At 69.2% G+C, this 15648-nt stretch carries 15 protein-coding genes and 2 riboswitches; of the genes, 5 read left to right on the top strand and 10 right to left on the bottom strand.

Translation table 11 applies throughout. The features are described from left to right. Positions 1-42 precede the first annotated feature (42 nt). A complete protein-coding gene (locus JIG36_RS21300; RefSeq protein WP_203378096.1) occupies positions 43-1599 on the top strand; it encodes a GGDEF domain-containing protein in 1557 nt (518 codons plus the stop codon). A 67-nt stretch (positions 1600-1666) separates the two neighbouring features. Here JIG36_RS21300 and JIG36_RS21295 read toward each other — a convergent pair whose 3' ends face one another. From JIG36_RS21295 to JIG36_RS21285, 3 genes are all read right to left on the bottom strand, one after another. Beyond that, positions 1667-2113 (bottom strand): hypothetical protein, encoded by a 447-nt coding sequence (locus JIG36_RS21295; RefSeq protein WP_203378095.1) that lies wholly within the window; start codon positions 2111-2113, stop codon positions 1667-1669. A gap of 143 nt (positions 2114-2256) precedes the next feature. After that, positions 2257-2811: a hypothetical protein gene (locus JIG36_RS21290; RefSeq protein WP_203378094.1), complete on the bottom strand. Its 555-nt coding sequence runs from the start codon at positions 2809-2811 to the stop codon at positions 2257-2259. Positions 2812-2842: 31 nt separating this feature from the next. Next, entirely contained in the window at positions 2843-3853 is a 1011-nt protein-coding gene (locus JIG36_RS21285; protein ID WP_203378093.1) for a LacI family DNA-binding transcriptional regulator, read from the bottom strand. A 73-nt stretch (positions 3854-3926) separates the two neighbouring features. Between JIG36_RS21285 and JIG36_RS21280 the strand changes: the two genes are divergently transcribed. Further along, the gene (locus JIG36_RS21280; RefSeq protein WP_203378092.1) at positions 3927-5165 is read left to right on the top strand and encodes an MFS transporter; all 1239 of its coding nucleotides are present in this window, start codon (positions 3927-3929) and stop codon (positions 5163-5165) included. Between the two features lie 199 nt (positions 5166-5364). On the opposite strand, the gene JIG36_RS21275 is transcribed toward JIG36_RS21280, so the two are convergent. Continuing rightward, on the bottom strand, positions 5365-5637 hold the full coding sequence (locus JIG36_RS21275; protein WP_203378091.1) for an Atu4866 domain-containing protein: 273 nt from the start codon (positions 5635-5637) through the stop codon (positions 5365-5367). A gap of 90 nt (positions 5638-5727) precedes the next feature. Next, on the bottom strand, positions 5728-6330 hold the full coding sequence (locus JIG36_RS21270; protein ID WP_307872829.1) for a TetR/AcrR family transcriptional regulator: 603 nt from the start codon (positions 6328-6330) through the stop codon (positions 5728-5730). Positions 6331-6509: 179 nt separating this feature from the next. Between JIG36_RS21270 and JIG36_RS21265 the strand changes: the two genes are divergently transcribed. After that, a complete protein-coding gene (locus tag JIG36_RS21265; RefSeq protein WP_203378089.1) occupies positions 6510-7406 on the top strand; it encodes an ABC transporter permease in 897 nt (298 codons plus the stop codon). Then, positions 7399-8175 carry an ABC transporter ATP-binding protein gene (locus JIG36_RS21260; protein WP_203378088.1) on the top strand — a complete coding sequence of 259 codons (777 nt, stop codon included), beginning with the start codon at positions 7399-7401 and terminating at the stop codon, positions 8173-8175. The genes JIG36_RS21265 and JIG36_RS21260 overlap by 8 nt, the downstream gene beginning before the upstream one ends. A 25-nt stretch (positions 8176-8200) precedes the next feature. Here the strand turns inward: JIG36_RS21260 and JIG36_RS21255 are convergent, their stop codons facing one another. After that, the gene (locus JIG36_RS21255) at positions 8201-9235 is read right to left on the bottom strand and encodes a coiled-coil domain-containing protein (protein ID WP_203378087.1); all 1035 of its coding nucleotides are present in this window, start codon (positions 9233-9235) and stop codon (positions 8201-8203) included. Positions 9236-9238: 3 nt separating this feature from the next. Beyond that, positions 9239-9373, bottom strand: a riboswitch (cyclic di-AMP (ydaO/yuaA leader). 211 nt (positions 9374-9584) lie between these two features. Beyond that, positions 9585-9717: riboswitch (cyclic di-AMP (ydaO/yuaA leader) on the top strand. Positions 9718-9720: 3 nt separating this feature from the next. Between JIG36_RS21255 and JIG36_RS21250 the strand changes: the two genes are divergently transcribed. Beyond that, a complete protein-coding gene (locus JIG36_RS21250) occupies positions 9721-10752 on the top strand; it encodes a coiled-coil domain-containing protein (protein WP_203378086.1) in 1032 nt (343 codons plus the stop codon). Between the two features lie 61 nt (positions 10753-10813). On the opposite strand, the gene JIG36_RS21245 is transcribed toward JIG36_RS21250, so the two are convergent. The 4 genes from JIG36_RS21245 to JIG36_RS21230 form a co-directional block, all read right to left on the bottom strand. After that, a complete protein-coding gene (locus JIG36_RS21245; protein WP_203378085.1) occupies positions 10814-13177 on the bottom strand; it encodes a glycoside hydrolase family 65 protein in 2364 nt (787 codons plus the stop codon). A gap of 61 nt (positions 13178-13238) precedes the next feature. Then, positions 13239-13979 (bottom strand): HAD family hydrolase, encoded by a 741-nt coding sequence (locus tag JIG36_RS21240; protein ID WP_203378084.1) that lies wholly within the window; start codon positions 13977-13979, stop codon positions 13239-13241. 87 nt (positions 13980-14066) lie between these two features. Further along, the gene (locus tag JIG36_RS21235) at positions 14067-14567 is read right to left on the bottom strand and encodes an ATP-binding protein (protein ID WP_307872828.1); all 501 of its coding nucleotides are present in this window, start codon (positions 14565-14567) and stop codon (positions 14067-14069) included. A gap of 81 nt (positions 14568-14648) precedes the next feature. Further along, on the bottom strand, positions 14649-15515 hold the full coding sequence (locus JIG36_RS21230; RefSeq protein ID WP_203378082.1) for a hypothetical protein: 867 nt from the start codon (positions 15513-15515) through the stop codon (positions 14649-14651). Positions 15516-15648: the final 133 nt, after the last annotated feature.

Here is a 15648-nt window from a genome sequence, read left to right as displayed (position 1 = left end):
TCCGCCGTAGGTGATCGCCCGTCCAATGTTGATACTGGGACCATGGACGGCGAGATCGCGGGGGGTGCGCGGCTGCCGGTGCCGGTCACCACGTTCGGGCCGCTGCACCTGCTGGCACGCCGGGTGCACCGTCTGGCCAACACCGGTCACGGTCACGAGGCGCTGGAGGCCGCCGACGCCTACCTCGCCATCGCGTACGCCGTGGGCGACGAACGCAGCGTGCCGTTCCTCGTCCAGGGGCAGATGTACGCCAACCTCTTCCTGGGGCGCCTGGCCGAGGCGGCCGAGCTCGGCGAGCGGCTGCTGCGCCTGCACCAGGCCGCCGGTTCCAGCCTGGGCGAGGCCAAGACGCTCTGCGACCTGGCTCAACTCGACGTCCTGGGTGGACGCTACTTCCTCGGGATGGGCCATCTGGCCCGCGCCGCGGTGCTGCTCGACCGGCCGTTCACCGACGGCGAGCGGCGGATCTCGGCGCTGTGCTCGTATGCCGAGGCGGCCACGGCGGCCGAGATGTACGAAATCGCCGCGTCCACATACGAGCGGCTGAGCATCACCCACGCCAACTTCGCCCTCGTGCACGCGGCGACCCTGCTGCACTGGGGTCTGCGGCTGAGCCACGTGGGCCGGCACGACGAGGCCGCGACCCGGTTGCGGCGCAGCGCCGAGATCACCCGGCAGCAGGTCGAACAGCGCCCCGACGACGTGATCGCGGCCTCGATGCTGGCGCCGGCGCTGGCCAAGCTGGGCGACGTGATCCCGGCCGAGAAGCTGGCCCGCGAGGCGGTGATGCCGTTGCGCGAGGCCGAGAACCACCGGTACGCCCGGATGGCCCATCTGGCCCTCGGCATCAGTCTGCGCGCCCAGGGCGCCCTGAGCGAGGCCCGTACGGAATTTGTCGCCGCCCGGGAACTGTGCGGGTTCGGCACCCGGCCCGACGAGAAGCCGATCATCCGGTTCGAACTGGCGCTGACCGCGCTCGCCGCCGACGACGGGCAGGCCGGGCGTGACCTGTTCGAGGCGGTCGAGGGGCAGACCCGCGAGCTGTGGCGGCTGCGGGAGCAGAGGCTCGCGATGCTGCGGCAGGCCCGGCAGCGGGAGGAGTCGGAGGCGGCCCGGGCGCGGGCCGAGCGCGAGGTGCTGCGTGACCCGCTGACTGGGCTGGACAACCGGCGCCGCTTCGACCTGCTGATGGAGCGCATCGACCAGGGCCGGCTCACCGCTCCGACGGTGCTGCTGCTGGTCGACGTCGACCACTTCAAGGCGATCAACGACGCGTACTCGCATGCCACCGGTGACCGGGCGCTGCGAGAGGTGGCCCGCATCCTGCGGGCGCACTGCCGCCCCGACGACATCCCGGTGCGCTACGCCGGCGACGAGTTCACCGTCTTCCTGCGGGGCGACCTCGACGTGGGCCGTGAAGTGGCCGAACGTATCCGCGCCGCCGTGGCCCGCACTGACATTCTTCCCGGCGTACGACTCACCGTGAGCGTCGGACTGGCGGCGCTCGCCGAGGGCATGTCGGGCGAGACGCTTTTCCGGGAGGCCGACGACCGCCTCTACGCGGCTAAGTGGAGCGGCCGCAACACCATCGCCTCCTGAAGCAAAATAAATGGTCGCCCGGGTGCACCCGGGCGACCATTTCAATATTCAGTTGATCAAGACTGGGTCACAGCGAGTAAGACCGCGAGGCCCACGCCGTGCAACCCCAGGAAAGGCCGCCCGGAATACCGTTCTGGCGCCACTTGCAGATCCGGATCTTCACGTGGCCGCTGAAACCGACGTTGCCACCGTCGAAACGCTTTTCCAAAGTCTGCGAGCTGCCGTAGCCGAAGCTGTTGACCACGCGCCAGTGCGTGGTCTGGTCGCCGGAGACAATGTCCACCTCGGCGGTGACGGCGTTGCTGTCACCCAGCAGATCCTGTGCTTCCACTCGCAACTTGAGGTCACCACTGGGAGTCATCGTGGCGATCGCCTTGCCGAAGCTGGCCGCCTTCGACCACGTCGTCGCGGCCATTGCGGCCGACGCCGAAATCGCGATTGTCGCCACCACCGCACTGATGACGGTCGCTAGGCGCGTGACATTTTTCTTCATTTTTCCCCCGCAGAATTCCATGTCACAGACAGTGACATGCGTCAACGTCGATCGCCACGATACACGACGCCGTCAACGCATCGTCAACCGGAAAAACGGATACGCGGTGGGGTGTAGGTATTATCAGGCATCGGCAGTGCACATCATTGCCTGCAAGCGGAGTGCTATTGAGGCTTCACGACCGAGGAACGACCACTGTAGAGACCGCGGGAGTTGTCCGGCCCGCGCGGGGTGTCGGGCGCGTCCAGCCAGACGACGTACGCGGCTCCGGATGTCAGGCCGCTGATCGTGGCGCTGGCCGTGCACTCGCCGCCGGTGGTGATGGTCTGCCAGACCGGCTCGGGCTGGGCGCCGCTGACGAGTTCCTGCGGAACGGCGGCGACGCGGTAGCGGTTGCCGTAGCGGTTGGGCCACTGGACCTTCAGCGAGCCCTGGCCCACCGTCACGGTCATCGGGATGAGGACCTTCTCGATGTCGGAGTCCCAGGGCACCGCGCATTCCGTGCTCGTGGGCATGAAGGACACCGGCGGCAACCCGGGCCGGGGCGACCCGGTGTATTTGACGGAGGGGCTGGCCGTGGGGTTGCCGGGCTGGACCTTGACCCAGGCGCCGCCGCCCGCGTCGGCCGTGGGGCTGGAGTTCGCCGACGGGTCGGAGCCGCCGCCACAGGCGCTCAGCAGGAACGGCACCACCACCAGGGCCGTCCCTCGAAGCCTCATGAGCCTCTTTTCGGCGCAGAACGCCGGATGCTTAGGTGGCGGGCGCGGGAGCGGGCCCGGTTGTCCCCCGGACCACCAGGCGCGGCGGGATCACCACCTCGCGGTGCGCGACCTGGGCGCCGTCGATGCGTTCGACCGCGCGGGCCACGGCCAGGGTCGCCATCGTCGGAATGTCCTGCGCGACGGTGGTGAGGTCGATGTGGGCGAGCCGGCTGAAGCTGCTGTCGTCGTACCCCACGACGCTGAGGTCGCCCGGAACCTCGAGCCCGTGCCGGCGCAGCACGTCGAGCAGGCCGGTGGCGCTGAGGTCGTTGAAGACGGCCACCGCGGTCGGCGGGTCGTCGAGCAGTTCCCGGGCGGCACGGGCCCCGTCCTCCTCGCCGAAACCACCGTTCACCACCCGCGCGTACGCCTCCAGCCCGTGCCGCCGCATCGCGTCGCGATAGCCCTGACGCCGTTCGGCCGAGGACAGCCAGCGCCCGCCGTCGACGTGCACGATGTTCCGGTGGCCCAGCTCGACCAGGTGGTCGACGGCCAGATGCAGCCCGCGGGCGTCGTCGGTGCGCACCACGTCGACCTGCCGCTGCCGCACCGTACGCATCATGGCCACGACCGGCAGCCGATCGGCCAGCGCGGCCAGTTCGGCGGTCGGGATCTGCGGCCCGAGCAGCACCAGCGCGGCGCACCGGTCCTGGAGCAGACCCGAGATCGCCGTACGTTCGTCACGCCGCGGGGTGACCGCGCTCAGCGTCAGCTCGTAGCCGATCCGTTCGGCCGCGTCGTAGAGCCCGGTGAGCAGGTCGTCGTGGAACGGGTGCTGCACCCCGAAGACCACGCCGAGCAGGCGGCTCTGTCCGCTGCGCAGCAGCCGGGCCCGGCTGTCGGGCTGGTAGTCGAGCCGGCGCGCCACCTCGAGCACCCGTTCCCGGGTGGCGGCGCTCGCGCCCGGGGCGTCGCGCATCACGATCGAGACCAATGCCACCGAGACGCCCGCCTCGGCTGCGACGTCGGCCAGCGTCGTCCGCCGATCCCCCACCGTCATGTCCGGAGAATTTACCTGTGATGACTAGAACGTTCTACCACCGACGCAACTAGAACGTTCTAGAGTCGATCAGGTGGAGAACCTCACCGCCGGTCGCCGCTGGGCGGCCCTGCTCGCCCTCGCCCTGGGCGGCTTCGGCCTCGGCCTCACCGAGTTCGTCGCCATGGGCCTGCTGCCCGACCTGGCCCGCGACCTGCTGCCGACGGCCTACGCACGCTCGGCGCCGGACGCCGTCGCCACGGCCGGCTGGATGATCACGGTCTACGCGCTGGGCGTGGTGGTCGGCGCGCCCACGATCGCCGCCCTGACCGCCCGCATGCCCCGGCGCCGCCTGGTGCTCGGCCTGCTCACGCTGTTCGTGGCGGGCACGATCGCCTCCGCCCTGGCCCCCACGTTCGGCCTGGTGCTGGCCGGTCGCTTCGTCGCCGCGCTGGCCCACGGCGCCTACTTCGGGGCGGCCGGCCTGCTCGCCGCCTCCATGCTCGGCCCGGGCAGCCAGGGCAAGGGGTTCGCCGTCGTGCTCAGCGGCCTGACCGCGGCCAACGTCTTCGGCGTCCCGCTGATCACCAGCCTGGGTCAGGCGGCCGGCTGGCGGATCGCCTATCTGGCGGTGGCCGGCGTCTTCGCGCTCACCCTGCTCTTCGTGCTCTTCACCGTGCCCGAGGTGGCCCCGGTGGCCGGCGGCTCGCCACGGGCCGAGCTGGGCGCGTTCCGTTCCCCGCAGGTGTGGCTGGCGGCCGCCGTGGGTGCGGTCGGCTTCGGCGGCTTCTTCGCCGTGAACAGCTACATCGCCCCGGTCACCACGCATGTGACGGGCCTGTCGGAGTCGTACGTGCCGTGGGTCCTGGCCGTGATGGGCGTCGGCATGACCGTCGGCAACGCCGTGGGCGGTTTCGCGGCCGACCACAATCTGCGCCGCACCATGCTGCTCGGCTTCGCCGCCATGATCACCACCGTGGCCCTGTTCGGCGTGGTCGCCCACACCGCGGTCGGCCTGTTCGCGGCCGCCTTCCTGGTCGGCGCGGCGGCCCTGTTCATCGGCCCCGCCCTGCAGGCCCGCCTGATCGCCGTGGCTCCCGGCGCCCAGCTCATGGGTGCGGCCGTCAACCAGTCGGCCTCGAACATCGCCAACAGCGCCGGAGCGGCCCTGGGCGGCGTCACGATCGCGGCCGGGTGGGGTTACCTCTCCGCGGCCTGGATCGGCGTGCTGCTGGCCGTCACGGGCCTGCTGCTGGCCGCGCTGAGCTTCCGCCTGGACCGCCGCCCGTCGTCGACCCCCGACGCGCCCCAACTGGAGCCGGCCGCCGCCTGAGCCTCAAATGATCAGAGGCCCGCCCCACCGGGGGTCCCCCACCCTCGGCGATTTTATCGAGTGGGGGCGATCTTGGAGGCGGCTGGAAGCTCAGCCTGTGGACAACTCCGCGCCTGTGGACAACCCGGCGATCTTCAGGCGGGCCGAGTAGGGTCTGGGCCCGCCCCCGGTAGGGAGGGGTAGGGGTTACGACCAGTTGCTAATTGGCACGCCCGAGCCGGTGACCGGCCATCTCCAGCACTCCGTCGCCGACGATCACGGGCGTGTGCAGGCCGGAGTCGTCGCTGAGGGTCAGCGTGCGACCGTTCAGGTCGTAGGTGCCGCGCGGCCGACGCTTGCGACCAACGACCTTCCCCGCGTACGTTCCGTCGGTCTTGATGTCGAGGCGGACCGAGCCGTCAGCGCTCTTCCAAGCGCCGGCGAGCAACACGGCCGCGTCCAGAACGGCGGTGTCGGCGTGGTGACTGCGCATGGCTGCTCCGGAGGTCAGGGGTTCAGAGCCCCTACCTTCGGCAGATGCGCGCCCGGCTCGACCCGACCGACCGGTGCGACCGGGTTGCTTTCAGCTCCCGCCGGCCCGCAGAGCCGCCGTGACGGCCGTCATCAGCTTCTCGAGGTATTCCGCGTCGGGCTTGGAACGCGAGACGGCCAGACGCCAGTAGAGCGGCCCCAGGATCAGATCGACCGCGACGTCCGGATCGGTACCTTCGGGCAGTTCACCGCGGGCCACCGCCTGGCCGACCAGCTTCTCGCCGACCGCCTGCTGGTGGGTGCGCAGGGCCTTCTGGAGGGTCTCGGCGATCTGCGGGTTGCGCGCGGCCTCGGCCATCAGGTCGGGAATGATCTGCGACGCGATCCGGTGTTGCAGTGCCCGGCTGACGATCATCATGATCAGCTGGAGGTCACCGGCGAAACTGCCGGTGTCGGGCAGTGGCACGCTGCGGCCGGCCACGTCGGAGACGATCTCGAGCACCATCTCGAGCTTGTTGCTCCAGCGGCGGTAGATCGCGGTCTTGCCGACGCCGGCGCGCCGCGCCACGGCCTCGATGGAGAGCCGGCCGTAACCCACTTCGGCCAGCTCGTGCATCACCGCGTCACGAATTGCCACGGTGATGTCGGTACGGAGCACCGCCGCCCCGGCGGGAGCACGCTTTCCTGTCGCCACACGGTCACTATACGCCAGGACGTTACGGTTGCGTTCCGCCGTTTGGTCCGATAACCTTCCGGTCACGTCGATACGAGGCCGTTCCATCGGCCGAGACTTGACATGCTGATTGAGTGTTCTCGCCTAAAGAACCAGGGCCCGCCTCCTCGCACGGGCCGACGAGATCGGAGCACCACCCCATGGCTCAGACGGCGGTTGCCGAGTCCGACACCGGGCCATCGCTCAAGGAGCTGGCCCGTGAGCACGGCCTGACCAAGGCCGGGCGCCTGCCCAGGCTGCCGGAATACACCCGGCACCTCTGGTCCTACCGGCACTTCATTGCCGCCTTCGCCAACGCGAAGGTCAGCGCCTCGCTGGGCAGCACCAAGCTGGGCGTGGTCTGGCAGCTGCTCACGCCGCTGATCAACGCGGGTGTCTACTACCTGATCTTCGGCGTCCTGATCAACACCAAGCAGAACGTCGACAACTTCATCGCGTACCTCTGCGCCGGCGTCTTCATCTTCGGGTTCACCCAGACGGTGGTCCAGGCCGGCTCCCAGTCGATCACCGCCAACATGGCGCTGATCCGGGCGCTGCACTTCCCCCGGGCCAGCCTGCCCATCGCGGTCACCCTGGTCGAGGTCCGCAACATGATCGCCTCGATCGTCGTGCTGATCGCGATCGTGCTGCTCACCGGCGAGCCGATCACCGTGGAATGGCTGCTGCTGATCCCGGCCCTGATCCTGCAGACGTTCTTCAACGCGGGCCTGGCGCTGTTCGTGTCCCGGCTGATCTCCAAGGTCACCGACATCCGGCAGCTCATCCCGTACATCCTGCGCATCTGGATGTACGGCTCGGCGGTGCTCTACCCGGTGACCTTCTTCGCCGAGCGGCTGCACGGGTGGCAGCTGGCCCTGGTCGAGGCCAACCCGATGCTGATCTTCATCGAGCTGATCCGGCACGCGCTGATGGAGAACGTCACGCTGGCCCAGCCGGTCGGCCTCCTGTGGATCCAGGCGATCATCTGGACGGTCCTGGTCAGCTTTGGTGGTTACGTCTACTTCTGGCGCGGAGAGAAGGGCTACGGCCGTGGCTGACAACGAGCGGGAACCGACCGTCATCGCGGACAACGCGCATGTCGTCTACCGCATCTACGGGTCGGCCGCGGCCGGCTCGAACACGCCGCTAGCCAGCTTCAAGCGCATCGTCACGGGCAAGAAGAGCGCGGCCGTACGCGAGGTGCACGCGGTCAAGGGCGTCAGCTTCGTCGCCTACAAGGGCGAAGCGATCGGCCTGATCGGCACCAACGGCTCGGGCAAGTCGACGCTGCTGCGGGCGATCGCCGGGCTGCTCCCGGTCGAGCGCGGCGGCGGCATCTACGCGGCCGGCCAGCCGTCCCTCCTGGGCGTGAACGCGGCCCTGATGAACGACCTGTCCGGCGAGCGCAACGTCGAGCTGGGCTGCCTGGCCATGGGCATGTCGCCGGCCGAGGTGAAGGCGCAGACGGCCGACATCATCGAGTTCTCCGGCATCAACGACCGGGGCGACTTCAGCTCGCTGCCGATGAAGACCTACTCGTCCGGCATGTCGGCCCGGCTGCGCTTCTCGATCGCGGCGGCCAAGAAGCACGACGTGCTGCTGATCGACGAGGCGCTGGCCACCGGTGACGCCAAGTTCCGCAAGCGCAGCGAGCAGCGGGTGCGTGACCTGCGCAAGGAGGCCGGCACGGTCTTCCTGGTCAGCCACAGCGAGCAGTCGATCCGCGACACGTGCGAGCGCAGCATCTGGCTCGAGTCGGGCGTCATCCGCGCCGACGGCTCGACCGAGGACGTGCTGAAGGAGTACGAGACCTACGTCAACAAATAGGTAGGTCCCGCACTCCCCCGCCAGGTCATCGCACCGACAGGTGCACGTGGTTGGTGTGGTCGCTGGAAGGGTCCCCGTTACCTCGGGAGTACGCCTTCCAGCCGCTCGACGGCAGCCAGATGCGTTTGAACCAGATGACGTAGAGCACGCCCAGCCGGTCCGAGTTGTTGATGAAGTAGTTGGCCAGGTTGGTCCCGTACGTCTTGTCACCACCCGACGCGACGCCGCCGAAACCCTTCTTCTCGGCCGCGAAGTCGCACGCCTGCCCCTTGGGGTGCTCACCGCTGTTCTGGTGCCGGAAACACGCCACATAGCGGGTGAAGCCGTCGGCCTGGGCCTGCTTGAGCGCGTGCAGCGTGCGCGGCGTCAGGCAGCCGCTGGTGGTGGGGTCGTTCTCGCTGCAGCTCTCGTCGGGCAGCGACCCGTCCCGGTTGCGCGGCGCCGGGGTGGCCTTGTCGCTCGACCCGCCGTCGGTCGGCTCGTCGGCATCCCCGCCGGTGTTGGCCGCCTTCAACGCGTTCTCGGCCTGCACCTTGCGCTTGGCCATCACGTTGACCTGCTTCTGCTGGTTACGCACCTCGATGTCGATGGCCAGCTTGGCCTGGGCCTGGGCGTCCCGGGTGGCCTTGAGGTCGGCGACGACCTGGTTCTCCTTCACGGCGACCGTCTCGAGCGTCTCGGCGCGGTCGAGGAAGCCGCCGGCCGAGCCCGCCGTGAGCAGCGCGCTCATCGGGCCGAGACGACCGGTCCGGTACGACTGCTGGATGATCTCGTCGATGGCCGCCTGCCGGGGCGCGAGCTCGGCGTCGAGCTCCTTGACCTTGGCGGCGAGCTGGGCCTGCCGGCTCTTGGACCGCGCCAGGGCCTCCTTGGCCTCGACGAAGCCCTTGGAGGCGGCCTGCAGTTGCTGGATCAGGGACTTGGGAGCACCCTCGCCGTCGTCGCCGGTGTCACCCGGCGCCGCCGAGGCCGGACCGGCCACCGCGAGGGTCAGCCCGGAGATCGCGACGAGCAGGGCCAGCAGGGCCGCCGTTCGTCGCCGGACAGTCTTGTGCCGCACACCTGTTCCTTCCGTCGGCCGCCGACCGAGTTAGCTGACGGGTTCGGGACGGAAGTGATCCCTACCGCGCGGACGCGGATTCACCCCGGAAAGATTGGTTCCCCGGCTCGTCCGAAGACGATTAGGCGGCGGTCCCCTGGGGGTGGGGGCCGTGACCGACCATACCCATTACATCGACTGATCGACAGTTTTCATACGCACCGCTATTCACCTGCGACGGCCCGTCACGGCACTTACGGAATGTGTTCGGACAACTACGAAATTGCCATTTCCCGAGCGCTGAAGCGGGGCGGACTCTCGGGTAAACTGGCCGCCGGTTCTGCCACCGAGGCGCCGCCCCCGAGGTGCCGGCAGGCCACCGCCCAATCGCCGCGAGGCGAGCCGGGGAACCAGGTCAGTGGGGTGCATCCGCGCAAGCGGTAGGGATCGCTTCCGTCCCGAACCCGTCAGCTAACCCGGTCGGCGGTTTACCGGAAGGAACTGCATTGACCGTACGACCCCGCCGGTGGCTGATGCTTGCCCTGGCGCCGATCGTGGCCATCTCTTTCCTGGCCGTGCCCGCCTCCCCGGCGAGCGCCGAGCCGGGCGACGGCACCTCCGCCACCCCCGACGAGGGCGGCAGCTCAGTGGGAGAAAATGCCACCCTCGACGACGTGCTGGAGTCGTCGAACCGTCGCTTCGTCGCCGCCCGGTCCGCGGTGACCAAGTCCACCGCCGCCCAGAAGAAGCTGGCCGCCGAGATCAAGCTCGCCGAGGGCCGGCGCCTCGCGCTGCTGCCCGAGGTCAACGCGATCGCCGGTCAGCAGTACCGCACCGGTCACCTGGGGGCCGCCGGCTTCCTGCTCGGCAGCCAGAACTCCGACGACTTCCTGGCCAAGGCGGTCTCGCTCGAAGAGATCAACGCCTTGCAGGACCGCAAGCTGGCCGAGCTCAACCGGGCCATCGACGACGTCAACAGCAAGAAGGCCGCGCTCGACGCCGAGGTCAGGAAGCAGCAGACCAACCTCGTCGCGATGAGGAAGCAGAAAGAGTCGGCCGACAAGGCGCTCGCGCTGGTCGGCGGGGAAAGCCTCACGCACGGTCTGGTGCTGGCGAAATCGCCCCAGGCGGCGCCCGCGCCGCGCAATTCCGACGGCGGTTTCTCGCCCGAGGGCTGCAACGTGCAGGACGAGACCACCAGCGGCTGTGTCACCGCCCGTACGATGCACATGTACAAAGAGGTGAAGAAGGCCGGCTTCAATCGGTTCGTGGGCTGTCACCGCAACGGCGGGCCGTTCGAGCATCCGAAGGGCCGGGCCTGCGACTGGTCGTTGCAGAAAAAGGGCTTCGCGCCCGCCCACAATGCCGACACCCGCACGTACGGCAACAACCTGATGGCGTTCCTGGTGCGTAATGCCGACCGGCTCGGCATCTACTACGTCATCTGGTACAAGCAGATCTGGTTCCCGGCCAGCGGCTGGAAGTCCTACAGCGGGCCGAGCGACCACACCGACCACGTGCACGTGTCGATGCTCTGACCGCAGCTACAAAAAGGCCCCGGGGTGACCCGGGGCCTTTTTTGCGAACGGAACGTGCGGGTCAGCTCGTCGCGCGCCGCACCGGGGCCCGGCCGGCCGGCTGGGTCGGCGCGGGGCCGACCGGGTGCGCCGGCGGGATCGGCACGGTCACCGGCTTCACCTGGGTGACCTCGACGTCCTTGCCGTGGTGGTTGATCACCAGGCGGGCCGAGCCGCCGCCGTTGCGCAGCGAGTAGGTCACGTCTTCGGCAGTCACGTTCACCCGCAGCCGCAGGCCGCGCCAGAGCAGCGAGAACTCCATGTTGTTGATGCGGCTGGGCAGGCGCGGCGCGAACGACAGCTGGCCGTTGAAGTCGCGCATGCCGCCCAGACCGGCCACCAGCGAGATCCAGGTGCCGGCCAGCGACGCGATGTGCAGGCCGTCCCGCGAGTTCTGGTGCAGGTCGTGCAGGTCCATCAGGGCGGCCTCGCCCAGATAGTCGTGGGCCAGTTCGAGGTGGCCCACCTCGGCCGCCATCACCGCTTGCACGCAGGCCGACAGCGACGAGTCCCGGACCGTACGCGCCTCGTAGTAGGCGAAGTTGCGCGCCTTCTCCTCCGGCGTGAACGCGTCACCGCGGACGTACATGGCCATGACCAGGTCGGACTGCTTGACCACCTGCTTGCGGTACAGGTCGAAGTACGGGTAGTTCAGCAGCAGCGGGTAGGCCTCGGGCGGCGTGTTCTCGAAGTCCCACTCCTGCAGCCGGGTGAAGCCCTCGGACTGCTGGTGGACACCCAGTTCCCGGTCGTACGGGATATGCGTCGCGGCCGCCGCGTCCCGCCAGCTCGCCGTCTCTTCGTCGTCCACGCCCAGCTTGCGCGCCAGGTCGGGGTGACGCTTGGTGGCGTCGGCGGCGGCCAGGAAGTTCTGCTGCGCCAGCAGGTTCGTGTAGATGTTGTCGTTGACCACGGCCGTGTACTCGTCGGGGCCGGTCACCCCGTCGATGTGGAAGCGCCCGTGCCGGTCGTGGTGACCGAGCGAGCGCCACAGCCGCGCGGTCTCGACCAGCAGTTCGAGGCCGACCTCGCGCTCGAAGTCGTAGTCGCCGGTGGCCTGCACGTAACGGCGGACGGCGTCGGCGATGTCGGCGCCGATGTGGAAGCCCGCGGTGCCGGCCGGCCAGTACGCCGAGCACTCCTGCCCGCGGATGGTGCGCCACGGGAAGGCGGCGCCCTGCAGGCCGAGCGTCTGGGCCCGCTCCCGGGCCAGGTCGAGCGTCGAGTGCCGCCAGCGCAGCACGTCGGCCGCCGCGGACGGCTGGGTGTAGGTCAGCGCCGGCAGCACGAAGGTCTCGGCGTCCCAGAACGTGTGACCGTCGTAGCCGGGGCCGCTGAGGCCCTTGGAGCCGATCGGGCGCTGCTCGGCCCGGGCACCGGCCTGCAGCGTGTGGAAGAGGCCGAAGCGTACGGCCTGCTGCACCTCGGGATCGCCCTCGACCTTCACGTCGGAGTGGTCCCAGAAGGCGTCGAGGTATTCGCGCTGAGCCTCGACCAGGCCCTCCCAGCCGTCGAGCCGGGCGCTGGCCAGCGCGGCGCCGACCTGGTCACGCACGGCGGGCAGCGAGCGGTGGCTGGACCAGCCGTACGCGGCCAGCTTGACCACGCGCAGCTTCTGGCCCGGCTCGAGCTTGCAGGCCACGGTCGTCCGCAGCCAGTCCGGGTGGCCTTCGGTGGTCACCGCGTGCTTGCCGGGCGCGTCGACGAGGTGTTCCATCGCCGCGGCCATCCGCAGGTCGCTCGCCTTGGTGCAGTGCACCAGAAGACCGCCGGTGCGCTGCTCGAGAACCTCCTCGGACTGCAGGGGGTGGTCGAGCACAGCTGCGACCCGCGGGTCCTTGCTCATCGGCGGGAGCTGCTCGTTGGCGACCAGCTCGGACTGCAGGATCAGGCGCGATGGGCCGTCGAGCGGCTCGACCTCGTAGAGGAACGCCACGACCGAGCGCTGGGTGAAGGAGACCATTCGTACGGTGCGCACGCGGATCGCCTGCCCCGACGGGGACACCCACTCGACGGTGCGTTCGAGCGTGCCGGCCCGCAGGTCGAGCACGCGCTCGTGGGACCGCAGCTCGCCGTAGCGCACGTCGAACGGCTCGTCGTCGACCAGCAGCCGCATGAGCTTGGCGTTGGTGACGTTGACCATCGTCTGGCCGGACTCGGGGAAGCCGTATCCGGCCTCGGCGTACGGCAGGGGGCGGAGCTCGTAGAACGAGTTCAGATAGGTGCCCGGCAGGCCGTGGGGCTCGCCCTCGTCCAGGTTTCCGCGTATCCCGATGTGTCCGTTGGCCAGCGCGAACACCGACTCTGACTGGGCCAGCAGGTCCAGGTCGAGCCGGGTCTCCCGGATGTGCCACGGGTCGACGGGATAAGCCCGTTCACGGATCACGGTGGTGCCTCTCGAAAATGAGCAAGGGAAAAGTCTTGATGATGTAAACGCTGATACGTGCTCAGCGCGTCAGGAGTTCGGACAGGTCGGTGACGACGATGTCGGCACCGTTGTCCAGAAGGGCCTGAGTCTGACCCACCCGGTCAACCCCGACCACGATCCCGAACTTTCCCGCCCGTCCGGCGGCCACGCCGGCCTGGGCGTCCTCATAGACGGCACAGCTTTCCGGCGGAAGGCCGAGCTGCTCGGCGGCGTAGAGGAAAGTGTCGGGCGCGGGCTTGCCCGGCAGGCTCTGCTCGCGGGCGGTGACACCGTCCACGCGCACCTCGATGAGGTCCGCGATGCCGGCCGCCTCGAGCACGTCTTTGCAGTTGGCGCTGGCGGACACGACGGCCCGGCGCAGGCCGGCCTCCTTCGCGGCCTTCAGATAGTCGACGGACCCGTCGTAGACCTGGACGGCGCCTTCTTTGATCTTCTGCAGGACGAGGAGGTTCTTCTTGTTGCCGACGCCGTTCACGGTCTGCTGGTCGGGACCGTCGTCCGGGGTGCCCTCGGGGAGGGTGATGTTCCGAGAGGCCAGGAAGGTGCGGACACCGTCGGCACGGGGGCGGCCGTCGACATATTTGTGATAGTCGGCGCCGGGGTCGAACGGCACGAACTCTTGCCCGTGCTGCGCCGACCACGCCTCGAGGAAGGTGTCGAACGTCTGCTTCCACGCGGCGTTGTGCACAAGGGCGGTCTGGGTGAGCACGCCGTCAAGGTCGAAAAGGCATGCGGTCACTTGAGGAGGTAGTCCGAGCACGCGCCCAATGTAGTCGCACCCGGACACCCATGAGCCCGGAAGGGCGGCTTCACATTTCGACGGCGCGTTTACGGGCAGTTCAAAGTGCTATTGCCGGTGTGTGTCGATCGGCGTGGCGACCATGATCCGCAACCCGATCGTGGTACCGATCGGGCCGGTCGCCACGGTGACCTCGTCACACAGCTGGTGGGCGAGCCAGATGCCGCGGCCACCCACCTCATATGCCTCGGGAATCTCTGGAGTTGTCAGGTAGTGCGTGGGGATGCCGGGGCCGGAGTCGGTCACCGAGCACCATGCGGAGTCGCCGGCCAGCCAGAGCAGCAGCCGGCCGTTGCCGCCGGCGTGCAGCACGACGTTGGTGACCACCTCGTTGACCGCCAGCACGAAGCCGGCCAGCCGGTCGCCGCCGAGCCCGGCTGTCCCGAGCCGCGCCGACACCTCGTGCCGCACCAGGGTGATCTCGTCACGCCCGAAGCGGCGGTCGAGCAGCCGGCCCGCGGCGGCGGGCACCGGCTCGGCGAGGACCGTCGGCGAGACACCAGCCTCCACCGGCTCCGCGCCCGGAGCCGGTCGCACACCCTGCCTCACTCTTTCCTCCACCGTGGTGCAGCCTACGCGGTGTGCCACCTCAGTGGCACCACGCGTCCACGATAAAAGAGCCGGCGGGGCTCAGAAAAGGTCGGCGATCGTCCGGAAGATCTCGGCGTAGAAGTTGCCGTTGATGTCCCGGTACAGGCTGAAGTCCATGTTCGGGCTGCCGAAGAACGGGCGCAGCGTCCAGGCGAGCTGGGTGCCGACGAACCCGAAGAGCAGGATCCAGATGTAGAGCAGGGTCATGCTGGGCGGCGTCGGCTGACCCACCGGCCGCTGCCCCGGGCGCTGCGGCGGGTGGTGCCCGAAGCCGGGCGGGATCTGCACCGGAACGGGCGCCGGCTGGGCCGCCGTGCCGTTGGCGGTCTCGGCCGGCGCGCCCGCCGTCACGAGGGCCTTGGCCGGCTCGGCGGCGGCCGGCGGGGCGGCCTCGACGGGCTTGGGCGCGAGCAGGCCGTGCTCGTTGAGCACCCGCATGCCGCCGGTCAGGAAGCGCAGCCCGATCAGGGCCGACAGCGCGAGGATGGCCACGTTGAGCAGCTTGAAGAACGCGTAGTCGGGCGCGGTGATCCGGAAGAACAGGCTGATCGGCGCGAACGCCAGCGCCAGCATGGCGGTCACGGTCAGCGCGACCATCACCATCGAGAGCGACTGCCGGATCGACAGCCGGGCGCCGAACACCAGGTTGAACAGGTAGAGCGTGGGCAGGCTGATGGCCAGGGTGACCAGGAAGAGCAGCGGCAGCTTGACCGCCGAGGTCAGGGCCATCAGCACGCTGTGGAAGGAACCCAGCACCGCGCCGTAGACGGCCAGTGCCACCACCGAGCTGACCAGCATCTGCCCGGTGAGTTTGGGCAGGTCACGATCCTCCACGACCTGCTGCCAGATGCCCTGCCGGTCACGCAGGATGCGCTCGATTACCAAGAGCCCAGACGCGTTAGCCACGTGCCTACCTCCTAGAGGTCGGGTCCGTACCGTCGATACGCCATCGCACCGACGTGTGAGCGGAACCGTACGCCATGACCGCAAACGGGGAAAGGCCCCCGCCTGAGCGGGAGCCTTTCGGGTAGATCGCCGA

Origin of the sequence: Paractinoplanes ovalisporus, assembly GCF_016834655.1 — a bacterium.
Lineage (GTDB): Bacteria > Actinomycetota > Actinomycetes > Mycobacteriales > Micromonosporaceae > Actinoplanes > Actinoplanes ovalisporus.
The sequence above is the reverse complement of the archived record's forward strand: the minus strand, read 5'-3'. Positions and strand labels throughout refer to the sequence as shown.

What these genes read in the sequence shown, in the direction of transcription:
- JIG36_RS21300 (WP_203378096.1), top strand. Translation starts at nt 43, where the DNA reads ATGGACGGCGAGATCGCGGGGGGTGCGCGGCTGCCGGTGCCGGTCACC.
- JIG36_RS21295 (WP_203378095.1), bottom strand. Translation starts at nt 2,113, where the DNA reads ATGGAATTCTGCGGGGGAAAAATGAAGAAAAATGTCACGCGCCTAGCG.
- JIG36_RS21290 (WP_203378094.1), bottom strand. Translation starts at nt 2,811, where the DNA reads ATGAGGCTTCGAGGGACGGCCCTGGTGGTGGTGCCGTTCCTGCTGAGC.
- JIG36_RS21285 (WP_203378093.1), bottom strand. Translation starts at nt 3,853, where the DNA reads ATGACGGTGGGGGATCGGCGGACGACGCTGGCCGACGTCGCAGCCGAG.
- JIG36_RS21275 (WP_203378091.1), bottom strand. Translation starts at nt 5,637, where the DNA reads ATGCGCAGTCACCACGCCGACACCGCCGTTCTGGACGCGGCCGTGTTG.
- JIG36_RS21265 (WP_203378089.1), top strand. Translation starts at nt 6,510, where the DNA reads ATGGCTCAGACGGCGGTTGCCGAGTCCGACACCGGGCCATCGCTCAAG.